Genomic DNA, 25,949 nt, shown 5'->3' on the forward strand with positions numbered 1-25,949 from the left:
TGCAGGGGGCAAGAAGACCCGGCGGAGATATTGGGGGAGGGAGCAATGCGCGCATTCATCATTGCCGTCGTCGTCGCCATCGTCGTCGCAGTGGGTGCCGATTTCGTCCTGTCCGACCTGCAGGAGCCGGTGGACGTGGCCTTCACGACGAGCGGCGTGCGCCTCGGCGACATCAACTGAGCGGGAGCGCTCCTTCAGGCCTTGCGGATGGAGAAGAGGAGGCTGTCGTCGCGCTTTTCCTGCGCCTCGAGCACGTCTCCCGTCTCGCGCACCAGGTTCGGGATGTCGATGGCGGCCATCGGGTCCGTGCATTCGACGACGAGGAGCATGCCCGCCTTGAGGCCGCGCAGGGCCTTGCGGGTGTGAAGGGCGGGCAGGGGGCATTTGAGGCCGCGCAGGTCGAGCCTTCGCCCGGCGGTCGCGTCGTTGCTGGTCTCGTCGCTCATGGGGAGGCGTCCCTTCGATGATTCGCCCGGATCATGCACCGCGCCGCTTCGCCCGGGCAATGCGGGGCCTCGCCGCGCTGTTCTTCACGCTCACCCTGACCGGTGCCCCCGAGGCGCAGGAACTGCGCGGCCACGGCGGCCCCGTGCGTGCCGTCGCCGTCGACCCCGGCGGCGAGGTGGCGCTGACCGGCAGCTTCGATACCTCGGCCATCCGCTGGCGGCTCGCCACAGGCGTGGCGGAAGCGGTGCTGCGCGCCCATGACGGCTCGGTCAACGCGGCCGTGGCGCTTGGAGAGGGACGCTTCGCCACGGGCGGCGAGGACGGGCGCATCGCGATCTGGCCGGCTGCAGGCCGCACGCCCGAGCGCGTGATCGTGGCACACGAGGCGCCGATCGTCGCGCTCACGGCCGGCCCGGACGGCACCTTCGCGTCGGCGGCCTGGGACGGCACGGCGGCGCTGTGGTCGCCGCACGGCGAGGAGCGGCGTCGCCTCCATGGCCATCAGGGCAACGTCAACGGCGTCGCCTTCATGCCCGCGGGCGGGCTCGTCACCTCCGGCTATGACGCGACGCTGCGCCTATGGCCGCAGGATCCCGCGCGGCCGCCCGTCGTCGTGACCTTGCCGACGCCGCTCAACGGCGTCGTCGTCGCCCCCGATGGCGAGATCGTCGTCGCGGGGGCCGACGGCAAGCTGCATTTCGTCTCGGCGACGGGGGAGGTGCTCGGCGAGCGCGAGGTGGGCCCGACGCCCCTCATCGCCCTCGCCTTGTCGCCGGACGGTACGCGCGTCGCCGCCGGCGGCATCCGTGGCGACGTCGCCATCGTCGAGCGCAGGACGCGCGCGGTGGTCGCGACGCTCGTCGGGCCGGGGCTGCCGGTGTGGTCGCTCGCCTTCTCGCCCGACGGCGACGAGATCTTTTCGGGCGGCGGCGACCGGATGGTCCGCCGCTGGGACGCGCGCACGGGCGAGCATATCGGTGCCGTCATTCCGCAGGCGGGTGAGGATCCCCTCGCGGCCTTTTCCGGCGAGCGCGGCGCCGAGGTCTTCCGCGCCTGCGCCGCCTGCCACACGCTGACCCCGGACGGCGGCAACCGCGCCGGCCCGACGCTCTACGGCATCTTCGGCCGCCGCATCGCCTCCGCACCCGGCTACGACTATTCGCCGGCACTCAAGGCCATGAGCATCGTCTGGTCGGGCCAGACCATCGCCCGCCTCTTCGAGATCGGCCCCAACGCCTACCTGCCCGGCACCAAGATGCCCGAGCAGCGGGTGACGAGCGAGGCCGACCGGCAGGCGCTGGTGGAGTTTTTGAGGAAGGCCACGGCGCCGCGGTGAGCGCGTATCGATCCGCGCTGTGGCGCTCCTGCCCGGAAAGGTGCACCGGGCGCATGGCTCGGCGGCCGGGCAGGCGCCTCTGGCGGTTCCGCGTCCTGCGCGGGCTCCCCATTTAGCTCGAACTGGGGTCGGCTGCGTCGGTGCCTTGCGCATCGGGTGGACAGCGTCGCCGCACAACGGCTCGACGGGGATGACGACATGGTTGCACTTTCGATTCTCGATCTCGTCCGCATCACGGAGGAGACGGATGCGCGCGGCGCGCTCGACAACGCCCGCGACCTTGCGCGCCATGCGCAGGGCCTGGGCTACCGCCGCATCTGGGTGGCCGAGCATCACAACATGCCGGGCATCGCGAGCGCGGCGACCTCGGTCGTCATCGCCCATATCGCCGCCGGCACCAGCACCATTCGCGTCGGTGCGGGCGGCATCATGCTGCCCAACCATTCGCCGCTCGTCATCGCCGAGCAGTTCGGCACGCTGGAGGCCCTGTTCCCCGGCCGCATCGATCTCGGCGTCGGCCGCGCCCCCGGCACCGACCAGCGCACCCTGCGCGCCTTGCGCCGTTCCCCCGCGAGCGCCGACACCTTTCCGCAGGACGTCGTCGAGCTGCAGGCGCTTCTCGGTCCGCCCGCGCCGGACCAGATGATTCGCGCCGTGCCGGGGGCGGGATCGAACGTGCCGATCTGGATCCTCGGCTCCAGCATGTTCGGCGCGATGCTCGCTGCCGAGCTCGGCCTGCCCTATGCCTTCGCCTCGCATTTCGCGCCCGAGATGCTGCTGCCGGCGCTCGAGGCCTATCGCTCCCGCTTCAGGCCCTCCGCCCAGCTCGCGCGGCCCCATGCCATGGTGGGCGTCAACATCATCGCCGCGCCGAGCGATGCGGAGGCCCGCCGCCTCGCCACCACCCAGCAGATGTCCTTCGCCAACATCTTCCGCGGCGCGCGCGGGCTGAGCCGCCCGCCGATCGACGACATCGAGACCTACTGGACGCCGATGGAGAAGGCGCAGGCCATGCGCATGCTGGCCCGCTCGATCGTCGGCTCGCCGCAGGCCGTCCGCGAGGGCATTGCGGCGCTCGTCGCCGAGACCGCCGCCGACGAACTGATCGTCGTCTCCGACGTCTACGACCATGCGGCGCGGCTCAGGTCCTTCGAGCTCATCGCCGCCGCGGCGCAGGACGCGCGCTGACGCCGGTCAGAGCTGCTTCTTCTCCCGCTCGCGCAGGTAGTCCTCGCTCGTGCGCGGCGCCGGGCGGGCGGGGGCGTCGTGCGGGTCGAAGCTCTCGTTGACCACGGCCTCGACGCGGCAGTCCTCGCACATCTTGATGACGGCGATGCGCCGGGCATGCTCGCCCGAGAACATCCAGTGCTGCCCCTCGAGCCGCGAGACGATCCGCTCGATGGTGGAGCCGGTGCCGAAGGGCTTGCCGCAGGCGATGCAGTGGAAGGGCTCCTCCTCCTTCTTCGTCACCGGCGGGGCGGCCCAGGCGGCGAAGTCGATGCGCGGCTCGAGCGTGATGACCTTCTCCGGGCAGGTGGCGGCGCACAACCCGCACTGCACGCAGCGGTCCTCGGCAAAGGTCAGCATCGGCTTGTCGGGATTGTCGCCGAGCGCGCCCGTCGGGCAGGCGGCGACGCAGGCATGGCACAGCGTGCAGCCCTCCGCGTCGACGTGGGCGGTGCCGAAGGGGGCGCGCTCGGGCAGGGGCAGGACGTCGACGGCAAGCGGCGCGACATTGCGCAGTTCCTTGAGCGCCATCACTGTGAGCTCACGCCCCTGGCCGAGCGGCAGGAACTTCGCCGCTTGCCGCTCCGGCACGCCCGCCACCGGCACACCGGCGAGCGCCGCCGCGAGCTGGTCGGGGTCGTCCGTCTCGATCGTCGCCACGCTGCCTTCGCCGAAGCCGAGCGGCGCCGCGATGGCGTCCATATAGGCGAGGTTGCGCACGAGGCCGCCGGTGTCGTGCTTCGGCCTGGCCCGCATCAGAACGCGGATCGCCGCCGCGCCGTAGGCGAGGGCCGCGGCGAAGGCATCGAGCCCGAGCTGCGTCGCCTCGTTGACCGCGACCGGCAGGACATGGGCCGGCAGGCCTTCGCCATGGCGGGCGAGAGCATCGATCAGCTCCGCGCCATGGTCTTCATCGTGGAAGAGCACCACCGCCCGCTCGCCACCGGCCTCGACATAGGTGTGGAGGAGGGCGCGCAGCCGCGCCATCAGGGTGTCGCTCGCCGGCAGGGCATAGGTTGCCGCGCCGGTCGGGCAGACGGCGGCGCAGGCGCCGCAGCCGGCGCAGATCTCGGCCGAGATGGCGACGTGGTCGCCGTCCGGCGTGATGGCGCCGGTGGGGCACAGGTCGAGGCAGCGCGTGCAGCCGGTCTTCTTCGAGCGCGAATGGGCGCACAGCGCCGCATCGAAGGTGACGTAGCGCGGCTTGTCGAATTCGCCGACGAGCTGCGATGCCTCGAAGGCAAGGCGCGCCACGGCCGCCGGGTCGCCGGGGTCCGCTCGCAGGTAGCCGGCGCGCAGCTCCCCCGCCGGGAAGAGCGGCACGCCGCCGCTGACGTCGAGAACGATGTCGCAGCGCGACAGGGCGCTGTCACGCGGCGCGCCGAAGGCGAGCCTGGCGCGCGACGACGGGGCCGGATGCGCGAAGTCGTTGACCGTGAGCGAAAAGGCGCCGAGCCAGCCGGTGGCCTGGGCGATGGTGCCCTTGAGCACGGGAAAGTCGCTCCGGCGCGGCGCCGGCACATCACCGGGGCGCGTCAGCAGCACGGTGAGGTCGAGCACGTCCTTGAGCCGCTCGGCGAGGGCGATCGCCGTCTCGTCGCGGCCGTAGACAAGGGCGACGCCCTCGCTCTTCAGCGGCACGAGCGGCGCCTCGGACGGCGCGATCCGCGCCGCGGCGATCAGCGCCGCCATCTTGGGGCCTGCCGCCTCCGCCTCGGCCGACCAGCCGGCGTTCTCGCGCAGGTTGACGAAGGTGAGATTCGCCTCCGGGGCGTTCTCGCCCGCCACCTCCTCGAAAAGCGGCGCCTCCTGCGTGCAGCCGACGAGGATGTCCGCCTCCGGGCCGAGCGCGGCCTTGAGGCGCTCCAGCTCGCGCCGGCACAGCTGGTCGGCGAGGCGCACGTCGTGGCCCGGGCAGGCCCGCGTCAGCAGCTTCTCGTCGAGCGGCATCGTGCCTTCGCAGGAGCAGACGAAGGCGACGGGCCTTGCCTTGACAATCGGGCCGTTGGCGATGGGGCGCTTGCCGCGACCGGGGCCTTCAGCCATTGCGTTCACCTCCGCGATACCGATACCGACAGCGCTTGCATTCGCGCCATTTCGCGTCAGCTTATATCGAATTGGATGAATTCCAATCGAATGGCGAAGGGGAGGAGGCCATTCCGGTCAAGATCACGTCAATCGGCCGGCGCGAGCTCGTGCTGCCGCCCCCGTTCACGCTCGTCACCCTGCGCGAGGCGGGGGATGCCTTTGCCCACGCCCGGGCGATCGCGGGCGAGGCGGGGGCGGGCACGCTCGTCTGGGCGCGCCGGTTCGATCTCGTCGACTGCGCCGTGGTGCTCGAGCCGGCCGAGCCGCTCGCCCTCGCGCGCCTTGCCTTCTATCCGGCCATGAACGCGCTCGCCGATGCCGTCGCGGCCCATTGCGCGCCGGAGCATCCGCTGACCTTCGACTGGCCGGGCGGCATCCGCCTCGACGGCGTCCTCGTCGGCGACGGGCATCTCGCCTGGCCGGAGGACGCGCGCGATGCGGCGGTGCCGGACTGGCTCGTCTTCGGCGCGCGCCTACGCATCGCGACGCTCGACGGGCCCGAAGCGGCCGGCGGGGAACTCGGCATCGATGCGGTCGGCGGGCTCGAGGGGGATGCCGAAAGCCTCGTCGAGAGCTTCGCGCGCCATCTCATGGCGAACCTGCACGGCTTCTCGGAGGACCGCGGCGCTTCTCAGGTTTCACATTATGTTGAGCGTCTGGCGCCAAGCGATTCCGGCGACTCGTCTTTTGCCATCGACGTGAACGGCGATCTGCTCGTCACGACGGGCCGTGGCCGCCGCCGGCGTCTCTTCGTCGAGGCGCTCGCGCGCCATGGTGAGCGCGACGCCGAGGGGAGGCTTCCTGCATGAAGCTGCCGCGCACTATCCGGCTCGACGCCTCGGACAGCTTCGTCTTCGCCCATGCCGCCGCGCCGGGCGAATGGGCGGTGACCGGTGCCTTCCTCTTCGTCGATGCCGACGTCGCCTCGCTGCCGACCAAGGAACGCGTCGCCTTCCGCTCCGGCTTCCTCGGCATCGACAGTTTCGGCTTCTCCACCCTCGCCGTGGTCAGCGAGGCGGGCGACGAGGTCGAGGCGGCCACGGAGCTCCTGGCGCGGCGCTTCGTCGAGCGGCTCGGCGCCCCCGACGTCGCCACCGCCCTGCCGGCGGCGCGGGAGGAAATCGCCTTCGCCGCCTCGCTCTGCGACCATCCCGTCGGCACGCTCCTCGCCCTGCAGCGCGTGATGGAGAACGGCGAGATCCGCGAGCGCTACCGCACGCTCACCCCGCGTGGCGACCGGCCGCGCGACGGCTTCCGCGCCTTCGATTTCTTCGAGACCGACGACGAGCCCGCCGAGGAGGTCGATCTCCTCGCCCTGATGAAGGACAAGCCATGACCGATGCCGCCAACCGCGACTTCTGGCTGTCGAGCGGCCATGTGCTGCTCGACCGGCGCGAGGACGGCGGCCTCGTCGCGACCGACGCCTTCCTGAAGGCCTATCTCGCCCGGCCGGAGCTCATGCCGCCCGAGGAGGCCTGCCCCGCCGAGCGGGCCCTCCACGCCCGGCTGATGGACGATCCCTTCGCCGCGGTCTCACCGGTGACGCTGGCGCAGCTTGCCGATGCCGATGCGCGCGACAACTGGCGGGCGTTTCTCTCCTTCCGCGACCGGCTTCTGGCCGCGCCGACGCTGCAGGCGGCCTATGTGCGCATGATCAGGGACGGCGTCGGCGGCATTCCGCCGCTCTTCCTCAACCAGCTCGTCCATGTGCTGATGCGCGCCGCGCTCGACGGCTGCGAGGATGCCGAGGTCCTGCGCGCGGGGGAGATCTTCTTCCGCCCGCAGAAGGTGACCGTGCACGAGGGCCACCTCCTCCTCGCCGATGCCGAGACCATCGCGATGCACGAGGAGAACCGGCAGGCTTCGCCGCTGCTCGCCATGCTCGGCGGTCCGGCGGTGAGCGAGCTCGACGTGCTGCAGCCGGGCGAGACGGGCTACCAGGAGCGCAGCGATGCCTTCGACATGGTGCTCGACCTCGGCGGCGAGGCCGGCGGCCGCGCGGCCATCGCCCGCTGCGTCGAGGCCTTCCTGCGCGAGACGCTGGGGCACGCGGTGGCGGTCGAGCCTGTGCCGCGCATCGAGGACAGCGACTGGCGCTGGTTCATCGGGCTCGATGCCGAGGCCACCGCCATCGGTAACGCCCTGTGGCGGGACGAGGAGGTGGATGGGGAGGCTTCTTCGCGCGTCCTTTCCCTCTTCCGCCTGACGCTCGACCCGTCCGTGCCGGTGCGGCCGGAGGTGCGCGGCCATCCCGTCTATCTCATCATGGCGATGGACCGGAGCAATCTGCTACGCTTCAAGCCGCAGAACCTCATTGCCGGCCTGCCGCTCGCGGCGGACCAGCCGGTGCATTGAGGAGGCTGGACCATGGCGCATGAGAGGTTCAACGTCGGCGTCGTCGTCGAACGCCGCCCGTTGAAGAGCCGCTGGGTGGACCATGCCTGGCTGCCGGTCGCCGTCATCGCCGGCGTGCCGGAGGCGGCCCCGTGGACCTTGCTCGGCGAGGAGGCCGGCGTGCAGCGCTTCTACGCCGGCGCCTTCGACGTCGACCTCTACCGGGCCGAGACGGCCGGCTACCGCGACAATCTCGAAAGCGGGGCGCCGAAACTGTGGATCGCCGCCCATGCCACGGGCGTCACGCCGCCGCTCGACATTCTCGTCGTCACGGCCGACCCCAACGAGGGCGCCGCCTATACGGAAGCGGGCGACAATATCGTCGAGGCGGTGCCGATGCCGGACGAGGTCGCCGGCGTCGTCGCCCGCTTCGTCGCCGAGCACCACGTGGAGCGCGCCTTCATCAAGCGTCGCCGCGACCGGGCCGATCCCGACGCCCTGGCGCTGCGGCCGGGGCGGGACAAGGAGGGAGGCGAGCCGTGAGCGGCGACGAAGGCTTCCTCACCCGCTGGTCGCGCCGCAAGGAGGCCGCGCGGCGGAGCGAAGACGCGCCGGTGGCCGTGAATGTGCCCGCCGAGGCGCCGGAAGAGATTGCCGCACCGGTGGCCGAGGCAGAGGCGCAGGTCGCGGCTTCCCCTGAAGACGATGCGCCTGTCCCGCTCGAGGAACTGCCGCCGATCGAGAGCATCGGCCCGGAGACGGACCTGACGCCGTGGCTGAAGCGCAACGTGCCGCCGGCCTGGCGCCAGGCGGCGCTGCGCCGCCTGTGGGTGAGCGACCCCGGCATCCGCGATTTCGTCGGTCTCGCCGACTACGACTGGGACTGGAACACTCCCGGCGGCATGCCGGGCTACGGGCCGCTCGAGATCGGCGAGGCCGTGCGCAAGCGCCTCCTCGCCGCCGTCGAGGGGGCTCCGCCGCCCGCCGGCGAAGAGAGGGTGCAGCAGGACCGCGCCTCGGCCGATCCTCCGGCCGACGAGCAGGCGCCCGGCCCGTCGCCGGAGCCGGAAGAGGCGCCGGATGCCGTCCGGTTGCCCGCCGAACCTTCGGCGGCACGGCCAGCAGTTGCGCAGGCGAGCGAAGATCACGCAGATTTGAATAGAGATTTAGGGAACTCGCCACCCTCTCCCCGCCGCCGTTCGGGCTCGGCGACGCCGGTCTGAGCGAGGCCGCACAAGGGTTTCACGGGCTCGGGGGCGGATGGCGGCAGGGGCTGCCGCATGCCTGCCGGTACAGCCATAGCGGGTGCAGTGCAGCATTTCATTGGAATAGTTGCAATGTGAAAAAGGGGTGATAGGCTCGCCCTATTGCCGTTTCAGACACGGGAGGCAACGGGTCGGGAATGCGCGAAGTGGGGCTCAGGCAGGCCATTGAAGCAGCGGGCGGCGTGCGTGCGCTCGCCCGGCAACTCGGGGTGTCGCAGCCGACGATTTCCGGCTGGCGCCGCGTGCCGGCCGACCGTGTCCTGACCGTCGAATCGCTCACCGGCGTCGACCGTGCCGTGCTCCGTCCGGACATCTATCCGCCGCAGGATGCCGCCGCCGCAGCCGATGTCGACCCCATCGATCTTGCCCGTGCCGAGGAATACGCGCTGCTCGCGGTGCTGCTCTGGCGTGCGCCGGGGCAGGACCTGCTCGACCGGCTGGCGCAGCTGCGGGGCGACGCGAGCGAGATCGGCATGGCGCATCTGGCGCTCGCCGATGCCGCCGTCGGCACGGACGCCGAAGCCGTGAGCCGCGAGTTCTTCGACCTCTTCATCGGCCTCGGCCGCGGCGAGCTCCTGCCCTATGCCTCCTATTACCTCACCGGCTTCCTGCACGAGCGTCCGCTCGCCGTGTTGCGCGGCGACCTCGCGCGGCTCGGCATCGAGCGTGCCGAGCGGGTGGCCGAGCCGGAGGACCACATCGCCATCCTCTGCGAGACGATGGCCGGGCTCATCCGCTGCGACTTCGGGGTCGCCGGCCTCGGCGAGCGGGAGTTCTTCGCCCGCCATGTGGAGCCGTGGGCGGGGCGGTTCTTTGCGGATCTCGAGACCTCGCGCGCCGGCCGGTTCTACCGGGCCATCGGCACGCTCGGGCGCATCATGATGGAGATCGAGGCGGAAGCCTTCGCGCTGCCCGCCTGACAATGAAGGAACGAGGGGAGGAAGCCATGCAGGACGAGAAGAAGAAAAAGGTCCTCGATCGACGCAGCTTCCTCGGCGCTGCCGGTGCGGGCGCTGCCATGACGGCGCTCGCACCGGTCGTCGCCGACAAGGCCGAAGCCATGGCCGAGCCTCCCGGCAACGACCAGACGCGCTATCGCGAGACCGAACACGTCCAGGACTTCTACCGGGTCAACCGGTACTGAGGGGGAGGCCGCCATGCTCATCAAGCGCAAGTCCACTGCGGCCGCGCAGGGACGGCTGCAGGCCGTCGCCGCCGGCTTCGGGGGCGCATCCCTGGTCGACCGGCGCGCCTTCCTGAAGCGTGCCGGCTTCACGGCCGGTGCGCTCGCCGCGGTCGGGACGATCCAGGTGGGAGCCGTGCGCCGCGCGGAAGCGGGGCCCACCGACTTCCAGCAGCCCATCGAGCGCAAGAAGAACATCTGCACCCACTGCTCCGTCGGCTGCACGGTGACCGCCGAGGTGCAGAACGGCGTGTGGGTGGGCCAGGAGCCGTCGTGGTTCAGCCCGATCAACCGGGGCTCCCACTGCGCCAAGGGCGCGGCCATCCGCGAGCTGGTCCACGGCGACCGGCGCCTGAAATATCCGATGAAGCTGGTGAACGGCGCCTGGCAGCGCATCTCCTGGGACGACGCGATCAACGAGATCGGCGACAAGCTCATGGAGATCCGCAACGCGTCGGGTCCTGAATCCGTCTACTGGCTCGGCTCGGCCAAGTATTCCAACGAAGGCGCCTATCTCCTGCGCAAGTTCGCCGCCTTCTGGGGCACCAACTCGGTCGACCACCAGGCGCGCATCTGCCATTCCACCACGGTCGCGGGCGTCGCGAACACGTGGGGCTATGGCGCCATGACCAACAGCTACAACGACATCCGCAACTCGAAGACCATCGTCTTCATGGGCTCCAACGCGGCCGAAGCCCACCCGGTGTCGCTGCAGCACATCCTCACCGGCAAGGAGATCAACCGCGCCAACGTCTTCGTCGTCGATCCGCGCTTCACCCGCACGGCGGCGCATTCGACGGAATACGTGCGCATCCGCTCCGGCACCGACATCGCCGTGATCTGGGGCATGCTGTGGCACATCTTCGAGAACGGCTGGGAGGACAAGCAGTTCATCGCTCAGCGCGTCTATGGCATGGATGAGATCCGCGCCGAGGTGCGGAAGTGGGATCCCGCCACCGTCGAGGACGTGACGGGCGTGCCCGGCGAGCAGCTGAAGCGCGTCGCCGAGACCTTCGCCAAGGAGCGGCCGTCCACCTTCATCTGGTGCATGGGCGGCACGCAGCACTCGGTGGGCACGGCCAACGTGCGCGCCTATTGCAACCTGCTGCTCGCCACCGGCAACGTCGGCGGCTTCGGCAACGGCGCCAACATCTTCCGCGGCCACTGCAACGTGCAGGGGGCGACCGACCTCGGCCTCGATATCACGTCCCTGCCGCTCTATTACGGCCTCACCGAGGGCGCCTGGAAGCACTGGTGCCGGGTGTGGGAGGTCGATTACGACTGGATGCTCTCGCGCTTCGAAGACAAGAAGATGATGGAGGCGCCCGGCATCCCCTCGACGCGGTGGTTCGACGCCGTGCTCCTGCCCAAGGACCAGGTGGACCAGCCGGACAATGTCCGCGCCATGATGGTCTTCGGCCACGGCGGCAACACCATCCCGCGCATGCCGGAGATGGTGAAGGGCCTCGAGAAGCTCGACCTCCTCGTCGTCGGCGACCCGCATCCGACGACCTTCGCCGCGATCTCGCAGCGCAAGGACGGCACCTACCTCCTGCCCATCTGCACGCAGCTCGAGACCTCGGGCTCGCGCACGGCCTCCAACCGCTCGCTCCAGTGGGGCGAGCAGATCGTCAAGCCGATCTTCGAATCGAAGGACGATTACGAGGTCATGTATCTCCTCGCGACGAAGCTCGGCTTCGCCAACGAGATGTTCAAGAACATCAAGGTCGAGAACAGCCGGCCGGAAGCGGAGGACATCCTGCGCGAGATCAACCGCGGCGGCTGGTCCACCGGCTATTGCGGCCAGTCGCCCGAGCGCCTCAAGGCGCATATGGCGAACCAGGACAAGTTCGACATCGTGACCCTGCGCGCGGCCAAGGACGTGCCGGAGGTCGGCGGCGACTACTACGGCCTGCCGTGGCCGTGCTGGGGCACGCCGGAATTCCGGCATCCCGGCACGCACACGCTCTACAACACCAACATCCACGTGAAGGACGGCGGCGGCACCTTCCGCGCCCGTTTCGGCGTGGAGCGCGAGGGCGTGACGCTGCTGTCGGAAGGCTCCTACTCGCAGGGCTCCGAGATCACGGACGGCTATCCCGAGTTCACCTACGGCGTCCTGAAGAAGCTCGGCTGGGATGCCGACCTCACGGAGGCGGAACGCGCCACCATCGAAGGCATCGGCGGCAACAATCCCGACGCCGTCTCCTGGTCGATCGACCTGTCCGGCGGCATCCAGCGCGTGGCGCTGGAGCACGGCTGCATCCCCTACGGCAACGGCAAGGCCCGCGCGGTGGCGTGGAACCTGCCCGACCCGGTGCCGGTGCACCGCGAGCCGATCTATTCACCGCGCGCCGACCTCGTGGCGAAATACCCGACGCGGGAGGACTTCAAGAGCTTCCGCGTGCCCAACATCGGCTTCACCGTCCAGAAGGCGGCGGTCGACAAGGGCATCGCGAGGGACTTCCCGATCATCCTGACATCCGGGCGCCTCGTCGAATACGAGGGCGGCGGCGAGGAGACGCGCTCCAACAAGTGGCTCGCCGAGCTGCAGCAGGACATGTTCGTCGAGATCAACCCGGCGGACGCGGCCGAGCGCGGCATCAGTGACGGCGGCTGGGTGTGGGTGACGGGGCCGGAGAACCAGTCCAAGGCCCGCGTCAAGGCGCTCGTCACGGAGCGTGTCGGCAAGGGCGTCGCCTTCATGCCCTTCCACTTCTCCGGCTGGTTCATGGGCGAGGACCAGCGCAAGAACTACCCGCCGGGCGCGGATCCCATCGTCCTCGGCGAAAGCGTCAACACCATCACCACCTACGGCTATGACCCGGTGACGGGCATGCACGAGGGCAAGGTGACGCTGTGCCAGATCAGGGCGGCCTGAGGGAGGATGACATGGCCCGTTTGAAATTCCTCTGCGACGCCGACCGTTGCATCGAGTGCAATGCCTGCGTCACCGCCTGCAAGAACGAGAACGAGGTGCCCTGGGGCATCAACCGCCGGCGCGTCGTCACCATCAACGACGGCAAGCCGGGCGAGAGGTCGATCTCCATGGCCTGCATGCATTGCACGGACGCGCCCTGCAAGGCCGTCTGTCCGGTCGACTGCTTCTACAACACGGCCGACGGCATCGTGCTGCATTCGAAGGACCTGTGCATCGGCTGCGGCTACTGCTTCTACGCCTGCCCGTTCGGGGCGCCGCAATATCCGCGCGTCGGCAATTTCGGCTCGCGCGGCAAGATGGACAAGTGCACCTACTGCGCCGGCGGGCCCGAGCCGGATCTGACCGCCGCCGAGTACCAGAAATACGGCGCGAACCGCATCGCCGAGGGCAAGCTGCCGCTCTGCGCCGAGATGTGCTCGACGAAGTCGCTGCTCGCCGGCGACGGCGAGATCATCGCCGCCATCTACAAGGAACGCGTGCTCAAGCGCGGCTACGGCTCCGGTGCGTGGGGCTGGAAGACGGCCTATCGCGAGACGATCGACGTTTGATCGGGCCGAGCGGCCGACGGGAGGGGAGGAACGAGCCATGACCCGCACAGGACACGATCGGCGCTGGTCGGCCCGCGGCATCGCCGCCGCACTGACGATGCTGCTGGCGCTGCTCCTCGCGCTGCCCGCGGCGACGGGCTCCGCTTTCGCCCAGGTCAATCCGACGACCGAGGCGGTGAGGGAAGAGCAGCTCATGCAGGCACTCGACCGGGTCACCGGCCGCGTGTCGATCCCCGACCGGAAGGCGGCGACGCTGATCCAGGTCGAGGGGCAGGAATGGCGGGCCTATCACGAGCGCACGCTGGCCTGGATCGGCGGCATCGCCATCCTCGGCATGCTCGCGGTGCTCGCGGTCTTCTTTCTGGTGCGCGGGCGCATCCGCACGGAGGCCGGGCCGTCGGGCCGCACCATCGTGCGCTTCAGGTGGTTCGAGCGCTTCGTGCACTGGCTGACGGCGAGCTGCTTCGTCATCCTCGCGCTGTCCGGCCTCAACGTCGCCTTCGGCAAGTCGCTGCTGCTGCCGCTCATCGGGCCGGAGGCCTTCTCCACCTTCTCGATGGCCGCGAAATACGCCCACAACTATCTCAGCTTCCCCTTCACGCTGGGGCTGGTGCTGATGTTCTTCATCTGGGCGCTGCGCAACATCCCGAGCCGCGTCGACGTGACGTGGTTCGCGCAGGGCGGCGGCATCGTCGGCAAGGCGCATCCGCCGGCCGGCAAGTTCAACGCCGGCCAGAAGATGCTGTTCTGGCTCGTCATCCTCGTCGGCGCCGCCATCGCGGTCAGCGGCTATATCCTGCTGTTCCCGTTCTACGGCACGACGATCGCCGGCATGCAGACGGCGCAGGTGGTGCACGGCCTTCTGGGCGTGCTCCTCACCGCCGTGATCCTCGGCCACATCTATATCGGCACGCTCGGCATGGAGGGCGCCTTCGACGCCATGGGCAACGGCGAGGTCGACCTCAACTGGGCGCGCCAGCACCACAGCCTCTGGGTCGCCGAGGAGGAGCGCAAGGCGACGGTCGAAGGCAAGCGCAGCGTGCCGCCGACGGCCGTGCCGGCGGAGTAGGGCTACCGACGGAGGTCTCTCTCCCTTCCCCCCACGAAGTGGTGGGGAGGGTGGGGGTGGTTCAGCAGGCAGGCGGTTCGTGTTCTGGGCAAGAGGTTGGTATGTGGTGCCTGACGGCGCCGCCCCCCACCCCTAGCCCCTCCCCGCCGCAAGCGGGGGGAGGGGAGTGCTTCACCGGTCGGCGCCGGTCCGGGCTCGGTTTGGAAGAAGGGCTCGACGCGTCCCGTCGCCTTGTGCACAGTCGGGCCGGGTGCTTCGCGAGAGGCATCCGGCTTTCTCGTGTCCGGATCGACTTTTCAATGCGTGTCATTGGCCTCGCCGGCTGGAGCGGCTCCGGCAAGACGACCCTTCTCACCCGCCTCATCCCGGTCCTCGTCGCCCGCGGGCTCAGCGTCTCGACCATCAAGCACGCGCATCACGCCTTCGATGTCGACAGGCCGGGCAAGGATTCCTTCCAGCACCGGCAGGCCGGCGCGCGCGAGGTGCTGGTGGCCTCGCGCCGGCGCTGGGCGCTGATGCGCGAATTGAGGGACGAGCGCGAGCCGCGGCTCGCCGAGCTCGTGGCGCTGATCGACGATTGCGATATCCTCCTCGTCGAGGGCTTCAAGCGCGAGGAGCACGTCAAGGTGGAGGTCTACCGCAAGGCCAACGGCAAGCCGCCGCTCCATCCGGACGACGGCCGCATCGTCGCCGTGGCGAGCGACGTCGCCCTGCCCGCTGCCGGGCGCCCGGTCATCGACATCGACGACATCGAAACGATCGCCGATGTCGTCATGGCCCATGCCGAGCCCGTGGAGCGGCTGATGGAGAGACTTTCCGCGCATGGCCCAGCTGAGTGACGACTGCTTCGCCTTCGGCGGGCCGCTGATGTCCGTCGAGGAGGCGCTGGCGCTGATCGGCGAGCGCATCGCGCCCATCGACGGCGTCGAGGACGTGCTGGTGCGCAGCGCCGAGGGCCGCGTGCTGGGACGCGACGCGCCGGCGCTCGTCGATCTGCCGCCCTTCGACAATTCCGCCGTCGACGGCTGGGCGGTGCGCCACGGCGACCTTGCGCGCGAGGGCGAGACGCGCCTGCCGGCCGCCGGGCGGGTGATCGCCGGCAGCGCTGCGGCCGCCATGCGCCCCGGCCATGCCGTGCGCATCTTCACCGGCGCGCCGATGCCCGCCGGGGCCGACACCGTCTTCATGCAGGAGGACGTGACGCTCGATGGCGGGACGGTCGTCCTGCCGCCGGGGCTGAAGCGCGGCGCCAATTGCCGCAAGGCGGGCGAGGACATTGCGCGCGGGGCGGTGGCGCTGCCGGCCGGCCGGCTCCTCAGGCCGCAGGACCTCGCGCTCGCGGCCGCCGTCGGCCATGCGAGCCTGCCGGTGCGCCGGCCGCTGCGGGTCGCTGTCTTCTCCACGGGCAACGAGCTCGTCGAGCCCGGCGAGCCGCTGCCCGCGGCCGGCATCTACGATTCCAACCGCTTCGCCCTCATCGCCTTGCTCGGCCGGCTGGGCGTCGCGGTGTCGGACCTCGGCGTGCTGCGCGACGAGCCGGAGCGCCTGCGCGAAGCGCTCATGGCCGCGAGCGGGGAGCATGACCTCATCCTCACCTCGGGCGGCGTCTCGACGGGGGAGGAGGACCATGTCCGCGCGGCGGTGGAGGCGGCGGGCCGTCTCGTCTTCTGGCGCCTCGCCATCAAGCCGGGCCGGCCGGTCGCCATGGGCGTCATCGCCGGCACGCCCTTCGTCGGCCTGCCGGGCAATCCCGTCGCGGTCTATGTCACCTTCACCTTCGTGGTGCGCCCGCTTCTCGCCCGGCTGATGGGCGCGGAGCTACCGCGCCCGCTCGCCATCCCGGCACGGGCCGCCTTCGCCTATCGCAAGAAGGCCGGGCGGCGCGAATTCGTGCGCGTCAGCCTGCGGCGCGGCGCGGACGGCGCGTACGAGGCGGTGAAATACCCGCGCGACGGTGCCGGCGTGCTGACCTCGCTCACCGAGACGGACGGCCTCGCGGTACTGCCCGAGGACATGACGGGCCTCGCCGAGGGCGACAGGGTCGACGTCTATCCCTACGCGCTCCTCGGCTGACGCGCCCGCCGCTCGAGGAAGCCGAGGCCGAGGTCGACGAGGATGGCGAGCATGGCGACGAGCACGCCGCCCTGCAGCACATAGGCGAGGTTGTCCGCCTGCAGCCCGGCGATGATGATCTCGCCGAGGCCCCTCGCGCCGACCGTGGAGCCGATCGTTGCCGTGCCGATGCTGACGATGATCGAGACGCGGAAGCCCGCGATGATCACCGGCAGCGCCAGCGGCAGCTCGATCTCCCTGAGGATGCGCCGGCCCGTCATGCCCATGCCGCGCGCCGCCTCGACCACCTGCGGCGAGACGCCCTTCAGCCCGGCGATGGTGTTCTCGAAGATCGGCAGGAGCCCGTAGGCGAAGAGCGCGACGAGCGTCGGTCGCGCGCCGAAGCCGGTGAGCGGCACGGCGACGGCGAGCATGGCGATGGGCGGGAAGGTTTGGCCGAGATTGGCGACGGCGCGGGCGAGCGGCAGATATTGCGCGCCGGCCGGGCGGGTCACGAAGATGCCGATGGCGAGCGCGATGACGAGCGCCGCAAGGCTCGCGACGGCGACGATGCCCATGTGGGAGAGGGTCAGCGCCAGGATGCTGTCGCGGTCGTAGATCGCCGGCTGGCCGAATTTCGTCAGCGCCGCGAGCGGCCGCTCGAAGGCCTGCGGGGCGAGCACCATCACGGCAAAGAGCGCGACGGCGATCCCGGCTGCCCCGATCCGCAGGAGGCGGCGGCGCTGCGCTGTCACCGGCCGCCCCCGCCGAAGGCGATGATCCGCTCCATGGCGATCGCGCCGACCATCGCTCCGGCCTCGTCGACGACGGGCAGCTCGTCGACGCCGGCGAAGACGAGGCGCGACGCCGCCTCGCGCAGGCTCGCGGAAGCAGAGAGGGGGCGAGGGACGCGTCTGCGCCGGCCTTGCGGAAGGTGCCGTCGGCTTCTGCCGTCCAGCCCGTCGCCGGCTGCATCAATGCGGTGACGCCGGCGAGGGAGAGCAGCTTCAGCCCGCGGTCCTCGCTGCCGATCAGGGATTCGACGAAGGCGCTCGCCGGGTGGCGCAGGAGGGCCTCGGGCGTATCGAGCTGCACGATGCGGCCCTTCTCCATCACCGCCAGCCTGTCGGCCAGCTTGAAGGCCTCGTCCATGTCGTGCGTGACGATGAGCACGGTCGTGCCCATGCGCCGGCGGATGGCGAGGAACTCGTCCTGCAGGCGCGTGCGGGTGATGGGGTCGAGCGCGCCGAAGGGCTCGTCCATCAGCAGCACGGCGGGCTTGCCTGCCATGGCGCGCGCCACGCCCACGCGCTGCTGCTGGCCGCCGGACAGTTCGTGCGGATATTTGCGCGCGAAGACGGCGGGCGGCAGGCCGAAGAGGTCGAGCAACTCCTCGACGCGGGCCGCGATGCGCGCGCGCGGCCAGCCGAGCAGGCGCGGCACGGTGGCGATGTTCTGGGCGACGGTGCGGTGGGGGAAGAGGCCGATGCCCTGGATGGCATAGCCCATGCGCAGCCTGAGCGTCGCCGGCGGGATGCTGGTCGTGTCGACGCCATCGATCAGGACGCGCCCGGCGCTCGGCTCGATGAGGCGATTGATCATGCGCAGCGTCGTCGACTTGCCGCAGCCCGAGGGGCCGATGAGCGCCAGCGCCTCGCCCTCGGCGAGTTCGAAGGAGATGCCGTCGACCGCCCGGACCGGGCCGAAGGCCTTCGTCAGTGCCTCGACCGTGATCATGCCGGCCTCCCCCTCGCGCGGCCCGCGACCGCATCGAGCACGACGGCGGCGAGGAAGGCGAGGATGACGATGGGCACGGCGCCGAGCAGCACGAGGTCCATGGCGGTCTGCCCCATGCCGCGGAAGACGAAGGTGCCGAAGCCGCCTGCGCCGATCAGCGCCGCGACGGCTGCAAGGCCGATGTTCTGCACCAGCACGATGCGCACGCCCGTGACGATGACGGGGAAGGCGAGCGGCCATTCGACGCCGGCAAGGCGCCGCAGCGGCCCCATGCCCATGCCGCGTGCGGCCTCCACCACCGCCGGCGGAACGGCCGCAAAGCCCGCCACCGTATTGGCGACGACCGGCAGCAGCGAGTAGAGGAACAGCGCAACGAGGGCGGGCGTCAGGCCGATGCCGCGGATGCCGGCGGCGCCGAGCGCGGGATAGGCGGCTGCCAGCGCGGCGAGCGGGGCCATCATCAGGCCGAACATGGCGATGCTCGGCACGGTCTGGATGACCGACAGCACCGCGAGCACCGCTCCCCGCGCCGCGGCATGGCGGTGGCAGAGATAGCCGAGCGGGACGCCGAGCAGCAGCGCCGGCGCGAGGCTGCCGCCGACGAGGACGAGATGGCGCGCCCCCTGCTGCCAGAAGCTGTCGCGGTTGGCGGCATATTCGCGCATGATCGACAGGTCGTTCCACAGCCCCGCCGCCAGCACCGCGAGCACCGCCCCGACGCCGGCGAAGGCGAGCGCGATGCGTGCCAGCGGCCCGCCGCGCAGCTTGACGAGCGCATCGGCGAGGATGAGCCCGAAGGCGCCGATGGTGAGCCAGAAGCCGGAGCCCAGGGAAACGCGCGCCAGCGTCGCGCCGGCCGGCAGCAGGGCCGTCGCCGCAAGGCCGGCGCCGAGGAGGGCGGCGAGCGCGCCGGCCGCCCCGGCCAGGGCCTGCACGGCGGCATGGTGCGCGAGCGCCGCGACGACGGCGCAGGCCGCGAGGACGGCGGCTAGCGGCAGTCCGAGCCAGGCGGCCGGCAGCCCGGGCAGGGCGAAGCCCTCGCCCGAGACGATGCGGTTGGGCTGCAGCGCGAGGAAGGGCGCGAAGCCGACGGCGAGGAGCGCCGCGACGGCGCACAGCCGCGCGAGGCCGCGTCCCTCCGCGGCGGCTCCCTCCGGCACGGGGCGCGCTGTCGGCTCTTCCGTCACGCGAGGGCCGCCCGGCTACTTCAGGAGGCCCTTGCTCGTCAGGTAGTCCTTCGCGACCGCACCGGCGTTCTCGCCGCCGACGGCGATGCGCCCGTTGAGCTTCTGCAGCGTCTCGAGGTCGAGCGAGGAGAACACCGGTTCGAGCAGCTCCTCGATCTGCGGGTACTGCTTCAGCACCGCCTCGCGGATGATCGGCGCCGGCTGGTAGACCGGCTGCACGCCCTTGTCGTCCGCCATGACGACGAGGCCGACCTCGGCGATGGCGCCGTCCGTGCCGTAGACCATGGCAGCATTGGTGCCGTCCGTCTCCTCCGCCGCCGCCTTGATCGTGGCCGCGGTGTCGCCGCCGGCGAGCGTCAGCAGCTGGTCGGACTTCAGGGTAAAGCCGTAGGCCTTCTGGAAGGCGGGCAGGGCCGCGGCCGAATTGACGAACTCGGCCGAGGCGGCGAGCTTCACCTTGCCCCCCTTCGCCACATAGGCGCCGAAGTCCGACATCGTCGCGAGCTTCTCCGCCGCCGCGAGGTCGCCGCGCACGGCGATCGCCCAGGTGTTGTTGGCCGGGGCCGGCGTCAGCCAGACGATCTTCTCGGCGTCGTAGTCGCGCTGCTTCGCCTCGGCATAGCCCTTGGCGGCGTCCTTCCAGACGTCGCTGTCGGCCATGTTGTAGAAGAAGCCGGCGTTGCCGGTGTATTCCGGATAGATGTCGATCTCGCCTGCCCTGATCGCGGCGCGCACCACGGGCGTCGCCCCGAGCGAGACCCGGTCGACGACCGGGATGCCGTTGTCCTGCAGCACGAGGCGGATCATGGCGCCGAGCAGGCTGCCCTCGGTATCGATCTTCGATGCGACGACGACGTCGGCGCGAGCCGCGCCCGTTGCCACCACGCCCATTGTCATGGCGATGGCCGCGACAGCGGCCAGGACCGTCTTCTTCATGGAAGCGTCCCCCTTCCCAATGCGCGAGCCGTGACGCGCCTCATGATCGACAGCATAGGGCGAGCCGTGCCGATGCATCAACGTCCCGGCGCGTGCGCGGCGCAGCAGCCGCGGGCCGCAGGATACGCACCCTGTCATGATTCGTCCTTGATGTTCGTCCAGATGTGGCGTGCCGTTGTCATTGACGACACGGACCCCATCTTTCCCTCGTAGCGCCCGCATGCCGGGCCTCGTTGCCGGAATTTGCATGCTGGACGATACGAATCGTATGCCGGTTGTGTTCGGGGCGGCGCGCCCGCGCCGCCGTTTCTCGGAGGTGCTGCGGGAACTCGCCGCTTTCCCGTCCGAGCGGGTGCGCGTCGCCGACATTCTCGATGCCTTCGGCGACCGGGCGTTCGGGGCGCTGATGCTCATCTTCGCGGTGCCGAACGTGCTGCCGCTCCCGCCCGGCACCTCGTCCGTGCTCGGCGCGCCGCTCCTGTTCATCGCGGCGCAGCTCATGCTCGGCCGGCCGGTGCTGTGGTTGCCGCAGCTCATCACGGAGCGCTCGCTGGCGCGCGGCGATTTCGCCGCCATGGCCGACAAGCTGCTGCCGCATCTGACGCGGTTCGAGCGCATGCTGCAGCCGCGCCTGACCGGCCTGTTCAACCCGATGCACGACCGCATCATCGGCGCCGCCTGCCTCGTCCTCGCGATCATCCTGTTCCTGCCGATCCCCTTCGGCAACATGCTGCCGGCCTTCGCCATCTCGGCCTTCGCCATCGGGCTCATGGAGCGCGACGGCATCGCGGTTGCCGTCGGCTGGCTGGGCAAGCTCGCGAGCCTTGCCGTGCTGGCCGCCATCTCGACGGCGCTCGTTGCCGCCGCCGTCGCCTTCTTCACGCATCTCTGGCCGTTCTGATCCGCCCCTTGCACGCAAAGCGGCTTGACCCACCGCCCTTTCGTCGTGATGCTCTTGCCGCCGCCGGCTGGGCCCGCGGCTGCGCAACCTGGCAAAGGGGGGAATGCCATGGGTTTTGCGATCGTGCGTCGGGCGTATCTGCCAACTGCATTCTGGCTCGCCGGCGCGGCGCTGCTTGCCGGCTGCGCGGGCGATGACGTCGTCTCGCCCGCCGTGACCACGCCGGCCCTGCCGCCGGTGACGGCGGAGCAGCTGGTGGGCCGCTGGGGCCTCGGCTCCTATCACCGCGATACCGACCGCGACCGCACGGTGAAGGAAGCGCGTGCCCAGTGCCGCAATCCCTACGTCATCAAGGCGGGGGCCGACGGCGGCGTGATCATGAACCTCGCCGACGAGAAGGAGCCGCGCGAGCTCCTCGTCAAGCCAACGCGCGAGGGCCGCACCTTCATCGGCCCGGGCGAGCGGCCGGCCGGCGACCTGACGGACATGGAGATCATCGCCGTCGACGACACGAGCTTCACCGTGCAGTGGGTCGATCCGGACGTCTCGTCCCGCTACGGCACGATGGTCTATGTCAATTGCGCGCCACGGAGCGCAAGAACGGCGGCGGGGTGAGAGCAACGGCGCCGCGGCAGCGCGCGCCACGAACGAGCGAGGTGATGGCGATGCCGGAAAAGGGCGTTCTCCTCCAGCGGCTGTTTGGGGTGCTCGCGGGGCTGGTTCTGGCAGTGGTGGTCGCGGTGCCGGCGGTGGCGCAGGTGCAGCGGGGCGTCATGGAGATCGAGGACCAGCCCGGCTTCGTGCCCGACGAGGCCGACGAGGTCCTCGCCGGGCCCTTCGAGCGCCAGCTGGTCTTCTTCCGCACGACGGAGGCGCCCGGCACCATCATCATCCACACGTCGGAGCGCTTCCTCTATCTCGTTGAGGGCAACAACCGGGCCATGCGCTACGGCATCGGCGTCGGCCGCGAGGGCTTCCAGTGGTCGGGCCTGCTGCAGGTCTCGCGCAAGCAGGAATGGCCGGACTGGCGCCCGCCGCCCGAGATGATCCAGCGCCAGCCCTATCTGCCGCGCTTCATGGCCGGCGGGCCCGGCAATCCCATGGGTGCCCGGGCGCTTTATCTGGGCACGACGATCTATCGCATCCACGGCACCAACCAGCCGCAGACCATCGGCCACGCCGTGTCCTCCGGCTGCTTCCGGCTCGTCAACCACGACGTCGTCGATCTTTACGAACGGGTGCCGGTGGGCACCAAGGTCATCGTCCGCCACGCCGCGAAGCTGTGACGGGGCAGGGCAGGGGGGAAGGGAATGGGCGTCATCGGAAATGCGGCCGCGGCCGCCGGTTTTGTGGCGGCAGCAGCGCTCGCGGCACCGGCGGCAGCCGGCACGCTCGACACCGTCAAGCAGCGTGACAAGCTCGTCTGCGGTGTCAGCCAGGGGCTCGCGGGCTTCTCGGCGGCGGATGCGAGCGGGCAGTGGAGCGGCTTCGACGTCGATTTCTGCCGCGCCATCGCAGCCGCCATCCTCGACGATCCGGCCAAGGTGGAGTTCGTCCCCCTGTCGGCGGCGGAGCGCTTCGAGGCGCTGAAGAGCGGCAAGGTCGACGTTCTCTCGCGCAATTCCACCTGGACGCTGGGGCGCGAGGTGGACCACGGCATCGTCTTCACCGCCGTGAACTATTATGACGGCCAGGGTTTCCTCGTGCCCAAGGCGCGCGCCATCGGCTCGGCGCTGGAAATGGACGGCACGAAGGTCTGCGTGCAGGCCGGCACCACGAGCGAGGCCAACCTGCGCGATTTCTTCGACGCCAACGGCATGACGCTGGAGACCGTGGTCGTCTCCTCGCCCGAGGAGGCCGTGAAGACCTACGGCGAGGGGGGCTGCACGGCCATCTCGAGCGACGTGTCGCAGCTCCACGCCGAGCGCCTGGCGCTCGAGAACCCCTCCGACCATTCCGTCCTGCCGGACATCATCTCCAAGGAGCCGCTCGCGCCCGCCGTGCGCAGCGACGACATGGCGTGGTTCACCATCGTGAAATGGGTGAGCTTCGCCATGCTCAACGCCGAGGAGCTCGGCGTGTCGTCGACGCGCATCGACGAGGCGCTCGGTTCGAACAAGCCCGACGTGCGCCGCCTCGTCGGCACGGAAGGCGGCTTCGGCGAGAAGCTGGGCCTCACCAACGACTGGGTGGTGCGCATCGTCCGCGCCGTGGGCAACTACGGCGAGGTCTACGAGCGCAACGTCGGCGTCGGCTCGAAGCTCGGCATCCCGCGCGGCATCAACCAGCTCTGGAGCCTGGGCGGCATCCAGTACGCGCCGCCGTTGCGATAGGCGAGGCGGCAAGTTCACCCGCGATGCACCTCCCCCGTTTGGGGGAGGGTTTTTCATTTCGATTGTTTCGACCAGTTCATTGCCGTTGCACCGTTTGGATTGCCCCAGGTTGGATAGCCCCAAGTCGGATTGCTCATGTTGGATTGCTCAAGTTGGATTGCTCATGTCCGTTCTTCTCACCGCCCTGGCAGCAGGTGGCGGCCTGCTGACCGGTATTCTGACCCGTGCCCCCGCCTGGATCATCACGAGCGGCCTTCTCGGCCTTGCCGCCCTCGCGGCCTGGCTCGCCTCCGCTGTCCCGGCGGGCGAAGCCCTGACGCTGTACCTTGCCTTCTGTGCGGGACTGTCAAGCGCCCTCTGCCTCTCCCTCGCGCGGCGCGCGAGGGAGAGGAGAACGCAACGGACAGGACGGCAGGGCGCCGCTGCGGATCGTTTACAGGAGCACGGGGCGAGGACCGTGCCGAGCCTGTGCGACGGTGGCGGCGCACAGCAATAGGCTCGATGTCCATCGGCGAGATGCGATGCGGCTCCGACTCGGCCGGCCGTTGAAAAGCGCCCCGACGACGCAAGCGCCTCCGGAGCATGGCTATCTGCGCCAGCATCATCGCAGCCTGCCGGCCGCGGAGAGCGACCAGAGCGAGGTCAGCGAAGGCTCCGGCCCTCCAGCCCGGGACCTGCGCTCGGGGCCCAAGGCACAGTCAACCCACCGAGGCGCGAACCGCAAGCGTGCCGGAAAAGCCCGCCCTGTTCGCACACGGCCCAGCTCCTTGATATCGTTTGGCTAATCGCCGCCGCCCGCGACGATCCTCCGCCGGCGCGCCGGCGGAAGAGCCCGCTTCGCGATCCGAACCCCGTTTTGCTCGTTGCCGCAATCAGGTAAGAGCAAGGGCGTCGCTCCCCATGCGGGGGGCGTGGGTTGAAACATGGAGTGGACGGGCGAGAACGCCACGCGTCGCGCAGGTCGCTCCCCATGCGGGGGGCGTGGGTTGAAACATCCGGCAGATCGTCGAAGCCACCAGCAAGCACCGCGTCGCTCCCCATGCGGGGGGCGTGGGTTGAAACAGGCTGACGTTATTGCGGCCGTCGAGGAACTGCAGTCGCTCCCCATGCGGGGGGCGTGGGTTGAAACTCGGCACTGGCCCCGATGATCAGGCCGACCGCGAGGTCGCTCCCCATGCGGGGGGCGTGGGTTGAAACCCCACGTCCTCTGCACCGGGCCTGTTCGCGGAGAGCGGGTCGCTCCCCATGCGGGGGCGTGGGTTGAAACGCCTACACGACGCCTGAGGGTGTCGAGGGTGTGATGGTCGCTCCCCATGCGGGGGGCGTGGGTTGAAACGACAGCCAATCTTACTGTGCCCACGCGCATCGGGGGTCGCTCCCCATGCGGGGGGCGTGGGTTGAAACTCAAGCAGGGCACCCTCGTCGGCGGCTTCCTGAGGTCGCTCCCCATGCGGGGGGCGTGGGTTGAAACAGGATGAAGTCACGGAAGCCTCGCTTGAGGTCGTGTCGCTCCCCATGCGGGGGGCGTGGGTTGAAACTGGCCCGACGGGCTGAACCCCGACGAGCACATGAGGTCGCTCCCCATGCGGGGGGCGTGGGTTGAAACTATTATCCCCGCATAAATTCATGATCCGGTCGCGTCGCTCCCCATGCGGGGGGCGTGGGTTGAAACCTCGCCCGCTATCGCGAGATCCGATCCAGGTTCGGTCGCTCCCCATGCGGGGGGCGTGGGTTGAAACCTTCCCGACGAGGCCGAGGCGCCCGGCACCCCCTGGTCGCTCCCCATGCGGGGGGCGTGGGTTGAAACTGCAACGTCGCCTGCAACGTCATCGACGATCTGGTCGCTCCCCATGCGGGGGGCGTGGGTTGAAACCGCATCGAGGCGGCGAAGAAGGGTGCCGGATCACGTCGCTCCCCATGCGGGGGGCGTGGGTTGAAACGCCAGCATCGTGGCGTTGAGGGCGGCCCACACCGGGTCGCTCCCCATGCGGGGGGCGTGGGTTGAAACGAATGCCTGCATGGCGTCCTGATTGAAGATCATGTTCAGTCGCTCCCCATGCGGGGGGCGTGGGTTGAAACGAATAGGGGCTGACACATGGCACTTGGCAGACGTGGTCGCTCCCCATGCGGGGGGCGTGGGTTGAAACCCTGTCGTGGCCGCAGCGGCGGTCGCTGGCGTCCGGTCGCTCCCCATGCGGGGGCGTGGGTTGAAACAGCGCCTCGAAGACGAGCATGTCCGGCTGTGCCGGTCGCTCCCCATGCGGGGGCGTGGATTGAAACCTGATGGACGAATACGTGAAGGTCGACCGTGCCCGTCTCTCCCCATTGCGGGAGCGCGGATCGAAATTTGGGCCGGTCTGCGGAG

The 25,949-nt window shown here is 70.2% G+C and carries 25 protein-coding genes, 1 pseudogene and 1 CRISPR repeat array; of the genes and pseudogenes, 20 read left to right on the forward strand and 6 right to left on the reverse strand.

Translation table 11 applies throughout. From position 1 onward, the window contains the following. The first annotated feature begins 45 nt into the window (after positions 1 to 45). The gene (locus AL346_RS25830) at positions 46 to 180 is read left to right on the forward strand and encodes a hypothetical protein (protein WP_019400980.1); all 135 of its coding nucleotides are present in this window, start codon (positions 46 to 48) and stop codon (positions 178 to 180) included. A gap of 14 nt (positions 181 to 194) precedes the next feature. Here the strand turns inward: AL346_RS25830 and AL346_RS14665 are convergent, their stop codons facing one another. Then, positions 195 to 446 (reverse strand): sulfurtransferase TusA family protein, encoded by a 252-nt coding sequence (locus AL346_RS14665; RefSeq protein ID WP_019400979.1) that lies wholly within the window; start codon positions 444 to 446, stop codon positions 195 to 197. 17 nt (positions 447 to 463) lie between these two features. Here AL346_RS14665 and AL346_RS14670 point away from each other — a divergent pair, with 17 nt between their 5' ends. Both AL346_RS14670 and AL346_RS14675 read left to right on the forward strand, forming a co-directional pair. After that, the gene (locus AL346_RS14670; RefSeq protein WP_245258850.1) at positions 464 to 1,783 is read left to right on the forward strand and encodes a c-type cytochrome; all 1,320 of its coding nucleotides are present in this window, start codon (positions 464 to 466) and stop codon (positions 1,781 to 1,783) included. A gap of 198 nt (positions 1,784 to 1,981) precedes the next feature. Beyond that, positions 1,982 to 2,971: an LLM class flavin-dependent oxidoreductase gene (locus AL346_RS14675; protein WP_019400977.1), complete on the forward strand. Its 990-nt coding sequence runs from the start codon at positions 1,982 to 1,984 to the stop codon at positions 2,969 to 2,971. A 6-nt stretch (positions 2,972 to 2,977) separates the two neighbouring features. On the opposite strand, the gene AL346_RS14680 is transcribed toward AL346_RS14675, so the two are convergent. Continuing rightward, positions 2,978 to 5,056 carry a 4Fe-4S dicluster domain-containing protein gene (locus tag AL346_RS14680; protein WP_019400976.1) on the reverse strand — a complete coding sequence of 693 codons (2,079 nt, stop codon included), beginning with the start codon at positions 5,054 to 5,056 and terminating at the stop codon, positions 2,978 to 2,980. Positions 5,057 to 5,127: 71 nt separating this feature from the next. On the opposite strand from AL346_RS14680, the gene AL346_RS14685 reads away from it, so the two are divergent. The 12 genes from AL346_RS14685 to glp all read left to right on the forward strand — a co-directional run bounded on the left by AL346_RS14685 (position 5,128) and on the right by glp (position 16,511). Further along, positions 5,128 to 5,907, forward strand: coding sequence for a biotin/lipoate--protein ligase family protein (locus AL346_RS14685; RefSeq protein ID WP_245258849.1), 780 nt, complete (start codon positions 5,128 to 5,130; stop codon positions 5,905 to 5,907). Beyond that, positions 5,904 to 6,434, forward strand: coding sequence for a DUF6505 family protein (locus AL346_RS14690; protein ID WP_019400974.1), 531 nt, complete (start codon positions 5,904 to 5,906; stop codon positions 6,432 to 6,434). The genes AL346_RS14685 and AL346_RS14690 overlap by 4 nt, the downstream gene beginning before the upstream one ends. After that, positions 6,431 to 7,453, forward strand: a complete 1,023-nt coding sequence (locus tag AL346_RS14695) for a DUF6352 family protein (protein ID WP_019400973.1) — start codon at positions 6,431 to 6,433, stop codon at positions 7,451 to 7,453. Before AL346_RS14690 ends, AL346_RS14695 begins: the two co-directional genes overlap by 4 nt. A gap of 12 nt (positions 7,454 to 7,465) precedes the next feature. Beyond that, positions 7,466 to 7,975, forward strand: coding sequence for a DUF3305 domain-containing protein (locus AL346_RS14700; protein ID WP_019400972.1), 510 nt, complete (start codon positions 7,466 to 7,468; stop codon positions 7,973 to 7,975). Then, positions 7,972 to 8,655 carry a DUF3306 domain-containing protein gene (locus tag AL346_RS14705; protein WP_019400971.1) on the forward strand — a complete coding sequence of 228 codons (684 nt, stop codon included), beginning with the start codon at positions 7,972 to 7,974 and terminating at the stop codon, positions 8,653 to 8,655. Before AL346_RS14700 ends, AL346_RS14705 begins: the two co-directional genes overlap by 4 nt. Before the next feature lie 179 nt (positions 8,656 to 8,834). Further along, the gene (locus tag AL346_RS14710) at positions 8,835 to 9,617 is read left to right on the forward strand and encodes a molecular chaperone TorD family protein (RefSeq protein WP_019400970.1); all 783 of its coding nucleotides are present in this window, start codon (positions 8,835 to 8,837) and stop codon (positions 9,615 to 9,617) included. Positions 9,618 to 9,643: 26 nt separating this feature from the next. After that, positions 9,644 to 9,841 (forward strand): twin-arginine translocation signal domain-containing protein, encoded by a 198-nt coding sequence (locus AL346_RS14715; RefSeq protein WP_019400969.1) that lies wholly within the window; start codon positions 9,644 to 9,646, stop codon positions 9,839 to 9,841. Between the two features lie 13 nt (positions 9,842 to 9,854). Then, positions 9,855 to 12,761 (forward strand): formate dehydrogenase subunit alpha, encoded by a 2,907-nt coding sequence (locus AL346_RS14720; protein WP_053193812.1) that lies wholly within the window; start codon positions 9,855 to 9,857, stop codon positions 12,759 to 12,761. Positions 12,762 to 12,772: 11 nt separating this feature from the next. Further along, complete coding sequence (gene fdh3B / locus AL346_RS14725; protein ID WP_019400967.1) at positions 12,773 to 13,369, forward strand: formate dehydrogenase FDH3 subunit beta; 597 nt, start codon at positions 12,773 to 12,775, stop codon at positions 13,367 to 13,369. Between the two features lie 37 nt (positions 13,370 to 13,406). Continuing rightward, entirely contained in the window at positions 13,407 to 14,438 is a 1,032-nt protein-coding gene (locus tag AL346_RS14730) for a formate dehydrogenase subunit gamma (RefSeq protein ID WP_053193815.1), read from the forward strand. A 299-nt stretch (positions 14,439 to 14,737) separates the two neighbouring features. Further along, complete coding sequence (gene mobB, locus AL346_RS14735) at positions 14,738 to 15,277, forward strand: molybdopterin-guanine dinucleotide biosynthesis protein B (RefSeq protein ID WP_019404679.1); 540 nt, start codon at positions 14,738 to 14,740, stop codon at positions 15,275 to 15,277. Further along, complete coding sequence (gene glp, locus AL346_RS14740) at positions 15,261 to 16,511, forward strand: gephyrin-like molybdotransferase Glp (protein WP_019404678.1); 1,251 nt, start codon at positions 15,261 to 15,263, stop codon at positions 16,509 to 16,511. Before mobB ends, glp begins: the two co-directional genes overlap by 17 nt. Here glp and AL346_RS14745 read toward each other — a convergent pair. The 4 genes and pseudogenes from AL346_RS14745 to AL346_RS14760 all read right to left on the reverse strand — a co-directional run bounded on the left by AL346_RS14745 (position 16,493) and on the right by AL346_RS14760 (position 20,350). Beyond that, a complete protein-coding gene (locus AL346_RS14745; RefSeq protein ID WP_019404677.1) occupies positions 16,493 to 17,245 on the reverse strand; it encodes an ABC transporter permease in 753 nt (250 codons plus the stop codon). The two genes, glp and AL346_RS14745, sit on opposite strands and share 19 nt — an antisense overlap. Positions 17,246 to 17,798: 553 nt before the next feature. Continuing rightward, positions 17,799 to 18,227 (reverse strand): annotated as a pseudogene (locus AL346_RS25610) (ATP-binding cassette domain-containing protein); the annotation flags it as partial. Next, positions 18,224 to 19,414: an ABC transporter permease gene (locus AL346_RS14755; protein ID WP_019404675.1), complete on the reverse strand. Its 1,191-nt coding sequence runs from the start codon at positions 19,412 to 19,414 to the stop codon at positions 18,224 to 18,226. The gene AL346_RS14755 and the pseudogene AL346_RS25610, both read right to left, overlap by 4 nt. Before the next feature lie 15 nt (positions 19,415 to 19,429). Continuing rightward, positions 19,430 to 20,350 carry an ABC transporter substrate-binding protein gene (locus AL346_RS14760; RefSeq protein ID WP_019404674.1) on the reverse strand — a complete coding sequence of 307 codons (921 nt, stop codon included), beginning with the start codon at positions 20,348 to 20,350 and terminating at the stop codon, positions 19,430 to 19,432. A 268-nt stretch (positions 20,351 to 20,618) separates the two neighbouring features. Between AL346_RS14760 and AL346_RS14765 the strand changes: the two genes are divergently transcribed. The 5 genes from AL346_RS14765 to AL346_RS14785 all read left to right on the forward strand — a co-directional run bounded on the left by AL346_RS14765 (position 20,619) and on the right by AL346_RS14785 (position 24,080). Next, the gene (locus AL346_RS14765; protein WP_019404673.1) at positions 20,619 to 21,251 is read left to right on the forward strand and encodes an exopolysaccharide biosynthesis protein; all 633 of its coding nucleotides are present in this window, start codon (positions 20,619 to 20,621) and stop codon (positions 21,249 to 21,251) included. A gap of 108 nt (positions 21,252 to 21,359) precedes the next feature. Then, a complete protein-coding gene (locus AL346_RS14770) occupies positions 21,360 to 21,866 on the forward strand; it encodes a hypothetical protein (RefSeq protein ID WP_019404672.1) in 507 nt (168 codons plus the stop codon). Positions 21,867 to 21,916: 50 nt separating this feature from the next. Next, a complete protein-coding gene (locus AL346_RS14775) occupies positions 21,917 to 22,537 on the forward strand; it encodes a L,D-transpeptidase (protein WP_026015576.1) in 621 nt (206 codons plus the stop codon). 24 nt (positions 22,538 to 22,561) lie between these two features. Next, the gene (locus AL346_RS14780; protein WP_019404670.1) at positions 22,562 to 23,584 is read left to right on the forward strand and encodes an amino acid ABC transporter substrate-binding protein; all 1,023 of its coding nucleotides are present in this window, start codon (positions 22,562 to 22,564) and stop codon (positions 23,582 to 23,584) included. 163 nt (positions 23,585 to 23,747) lie between these two features. Beyond that, positions 23,748 to 24,080: a hypothetical protein gene (locus tag AL346_RS14785; protein WP_026015575.1), complete on the forward strand. Its 333-nt coding sequence runs from the start codon at positions 23,748 to 23,750 to the stop codon at positions 24,078 to 24,080. Positions 24,081 to 24,474: 394 nt separating this feature from the next. Further along, positions 24,475 to 25,932: direct repeats of the CRISPR family, unit length 33 nt; unit sequence GTCGCTCCCCATGCGGGGGGCGTGGGTTGAAAC. Positions 25,933 to 25,949 lie beyond the last annotated feature (17 nt).

Source organism: Chelatococcus sp. CO-6 (assembly GCF_001271345.1).
In the GTDB taxonomy this organism is placed as follows: domain Bacteria; phylum Pseudomonadota; class Alphaproteobacteria; order Rhizobiales; family Beijerinckiaceae; genus Chelatococcus_A; species Chelatococcus_A caeni.

What these genes read in the sequence shown, in the direction of transcription:
- AL346_RS14765 (WP_019404673.1), top strand. Translation starts at nt 20,619, where the DNA reads ATGCCGGTTGTGTTCGGGGCGGCGCGCCCGCGCCGCCGTTTCTCGGAG.
- AL346_RS14760 (WP_019404674.1), bottom strand. Translation starts at nt 20,350, where the DNA reads ATGAAGAAGACGGTCCTGGCCGCTGTCGCGGCCATCGCCATGACAATG.
- AL346_RS14785 (WP_026015575.1), top strand. Translation starts at nt 23,748, where the DNA reads ATGTCCGTTCTTCTCACCGCCCTGGCAGCAGGTGGCGGCCTGCTGACC.
- glp (WP_019404678.1), top strand. Translation starts at nt 15,261, where the DNA reads ATGGCCCAGCTGAGTGACGACTGCTTCGCCTTCGGCGGGCCGCTGATG.
- AL346_RS25830 (WP_019400980.1), top strand. Translation starts at nt 46, where the DNA reads ATGCGCGCATTCATCATTGCCGTCGTCGTCGCCATCGTCGTCGCAGTG.
- mobB (WP_019404679.1), top strand. Translation starts at nt 14,738, where the DNA reads ATGCGTGTCATTGGCCTCGCCGGCTGGAGCGGCTCCGGCAAGACGACC.
- AL346_RS14780 (WP_019404670.1), top strand. Translation starts at nt 22,562, where the DNA reads ATGGGCGTCATCGGAAATGCGGCCGCGGCCGCCGGTTTTGTGGCGGCA.
- AL346_RS14670 (WP_245258850.1), top strand. Translation starts at nt 464, where the DNA reads ATGATTCGCCCGGATCATGCACCGCGCCGCTTCGCCCGGGCAATGCGG.
- AL346_RS14680 (WP_019400976.1), bottom strand. Translation starts at nt 5,056, where the DNA reads ATGGCTGAAGGCCCCGGTCGCGGCAAGCGCCCCATCGCCAACGGCCCG.
- AL346_RS14665 (WP_019400979.1), bottom strand. Translation starts at nt 446, where the DNA reads ATGAGCGACGAGACCAGCAACGACGCGACCGCCGGGCGAAGGCTCGAC.
- AL346_RS14720 (WP_053193812.1), top strand. Translation starts at nt 9,855, where the DNA reads ATGCTCATCAAGCGCAAGTCCACTGCGGCCGCGCAGGGACGGCTGCAG.
- AL346_RS14730 (WP_053193815.1), top strand. Translation starts at nt 13,407, where the DNA reads ATGACCCGCACAGGACACGATCGGCGCTGGTCGGCCCGCGGCATCGCC.
- AL346_RS14675 (WP_019400977.1), top strand. Translation starts at nt 1,982, where the DNA reads ATGGTTGCACTTTCGATTCTCGATCTCGTCCGCATCACGGAGGAGACG.
- AL346_RS14770 (WP_019404672.1), top strand. Translation starts at nt 21,360, where the DNA reads ATGGGTTTTGCGATCGTGCGTCGGGCGTATCTGCCAACTGCATTCTGG.
- AL346_RS14700 (WP_019400972.1), top strand. Translation starts at nt 7,466, where the DNA reads ATGGCGCATGAGAGGTTCAACGTCGGCGTCGTCGTCGAACGCCGCCCG.
- AL346_RS14775 (WP_026015576.1), top strand. Translation starts at nt 21,917, where the DNA reads ATGCCGGAAAAGGGCGTTCTCCTCCAGCGGCTGTTTGGGGTGCTCGCG.
- AL346_RS14695 (WP_019400973.1), top strand. Translation starts at nt 6,431, where the DNA reads ATGACCGATGCCGCCAACCGCGACTTCTGGCTGTCGAGCGGCCATGTG.
- AL346_RS14710 (WP_019400970.1), top strand. Translation starts at nt 8,835, where the DNA reads ATGCGCGAAGTGGGGCTCAGGCAGGCCATTGAAGCAGCGGGCGGCGTG.
- AL346_RS14690 (WP_019400974.1), top strand. Translation starts at nt 5,904, where the DNA reads ATGAAGCTGCCGCGCACTATCCGGCTCGACGCCTCGGACAGCTTCGTC.
- fdh3B (WP_019400967.1), top strand. Translation starts at nt 12,773, where the DNA reads ATGGCCCGTTTGAAATTCCTCTGCGACGCCGACCGTTGCATCGAGTGC.
- AL346_RS14715 (WP_019400969.1), top strand. Translation starts at nt 9,644, where the DNA reads ATGCAGGACGAGAAGAAGAAAAAGGTCCTCGATCGACGCAGCTTCCTC.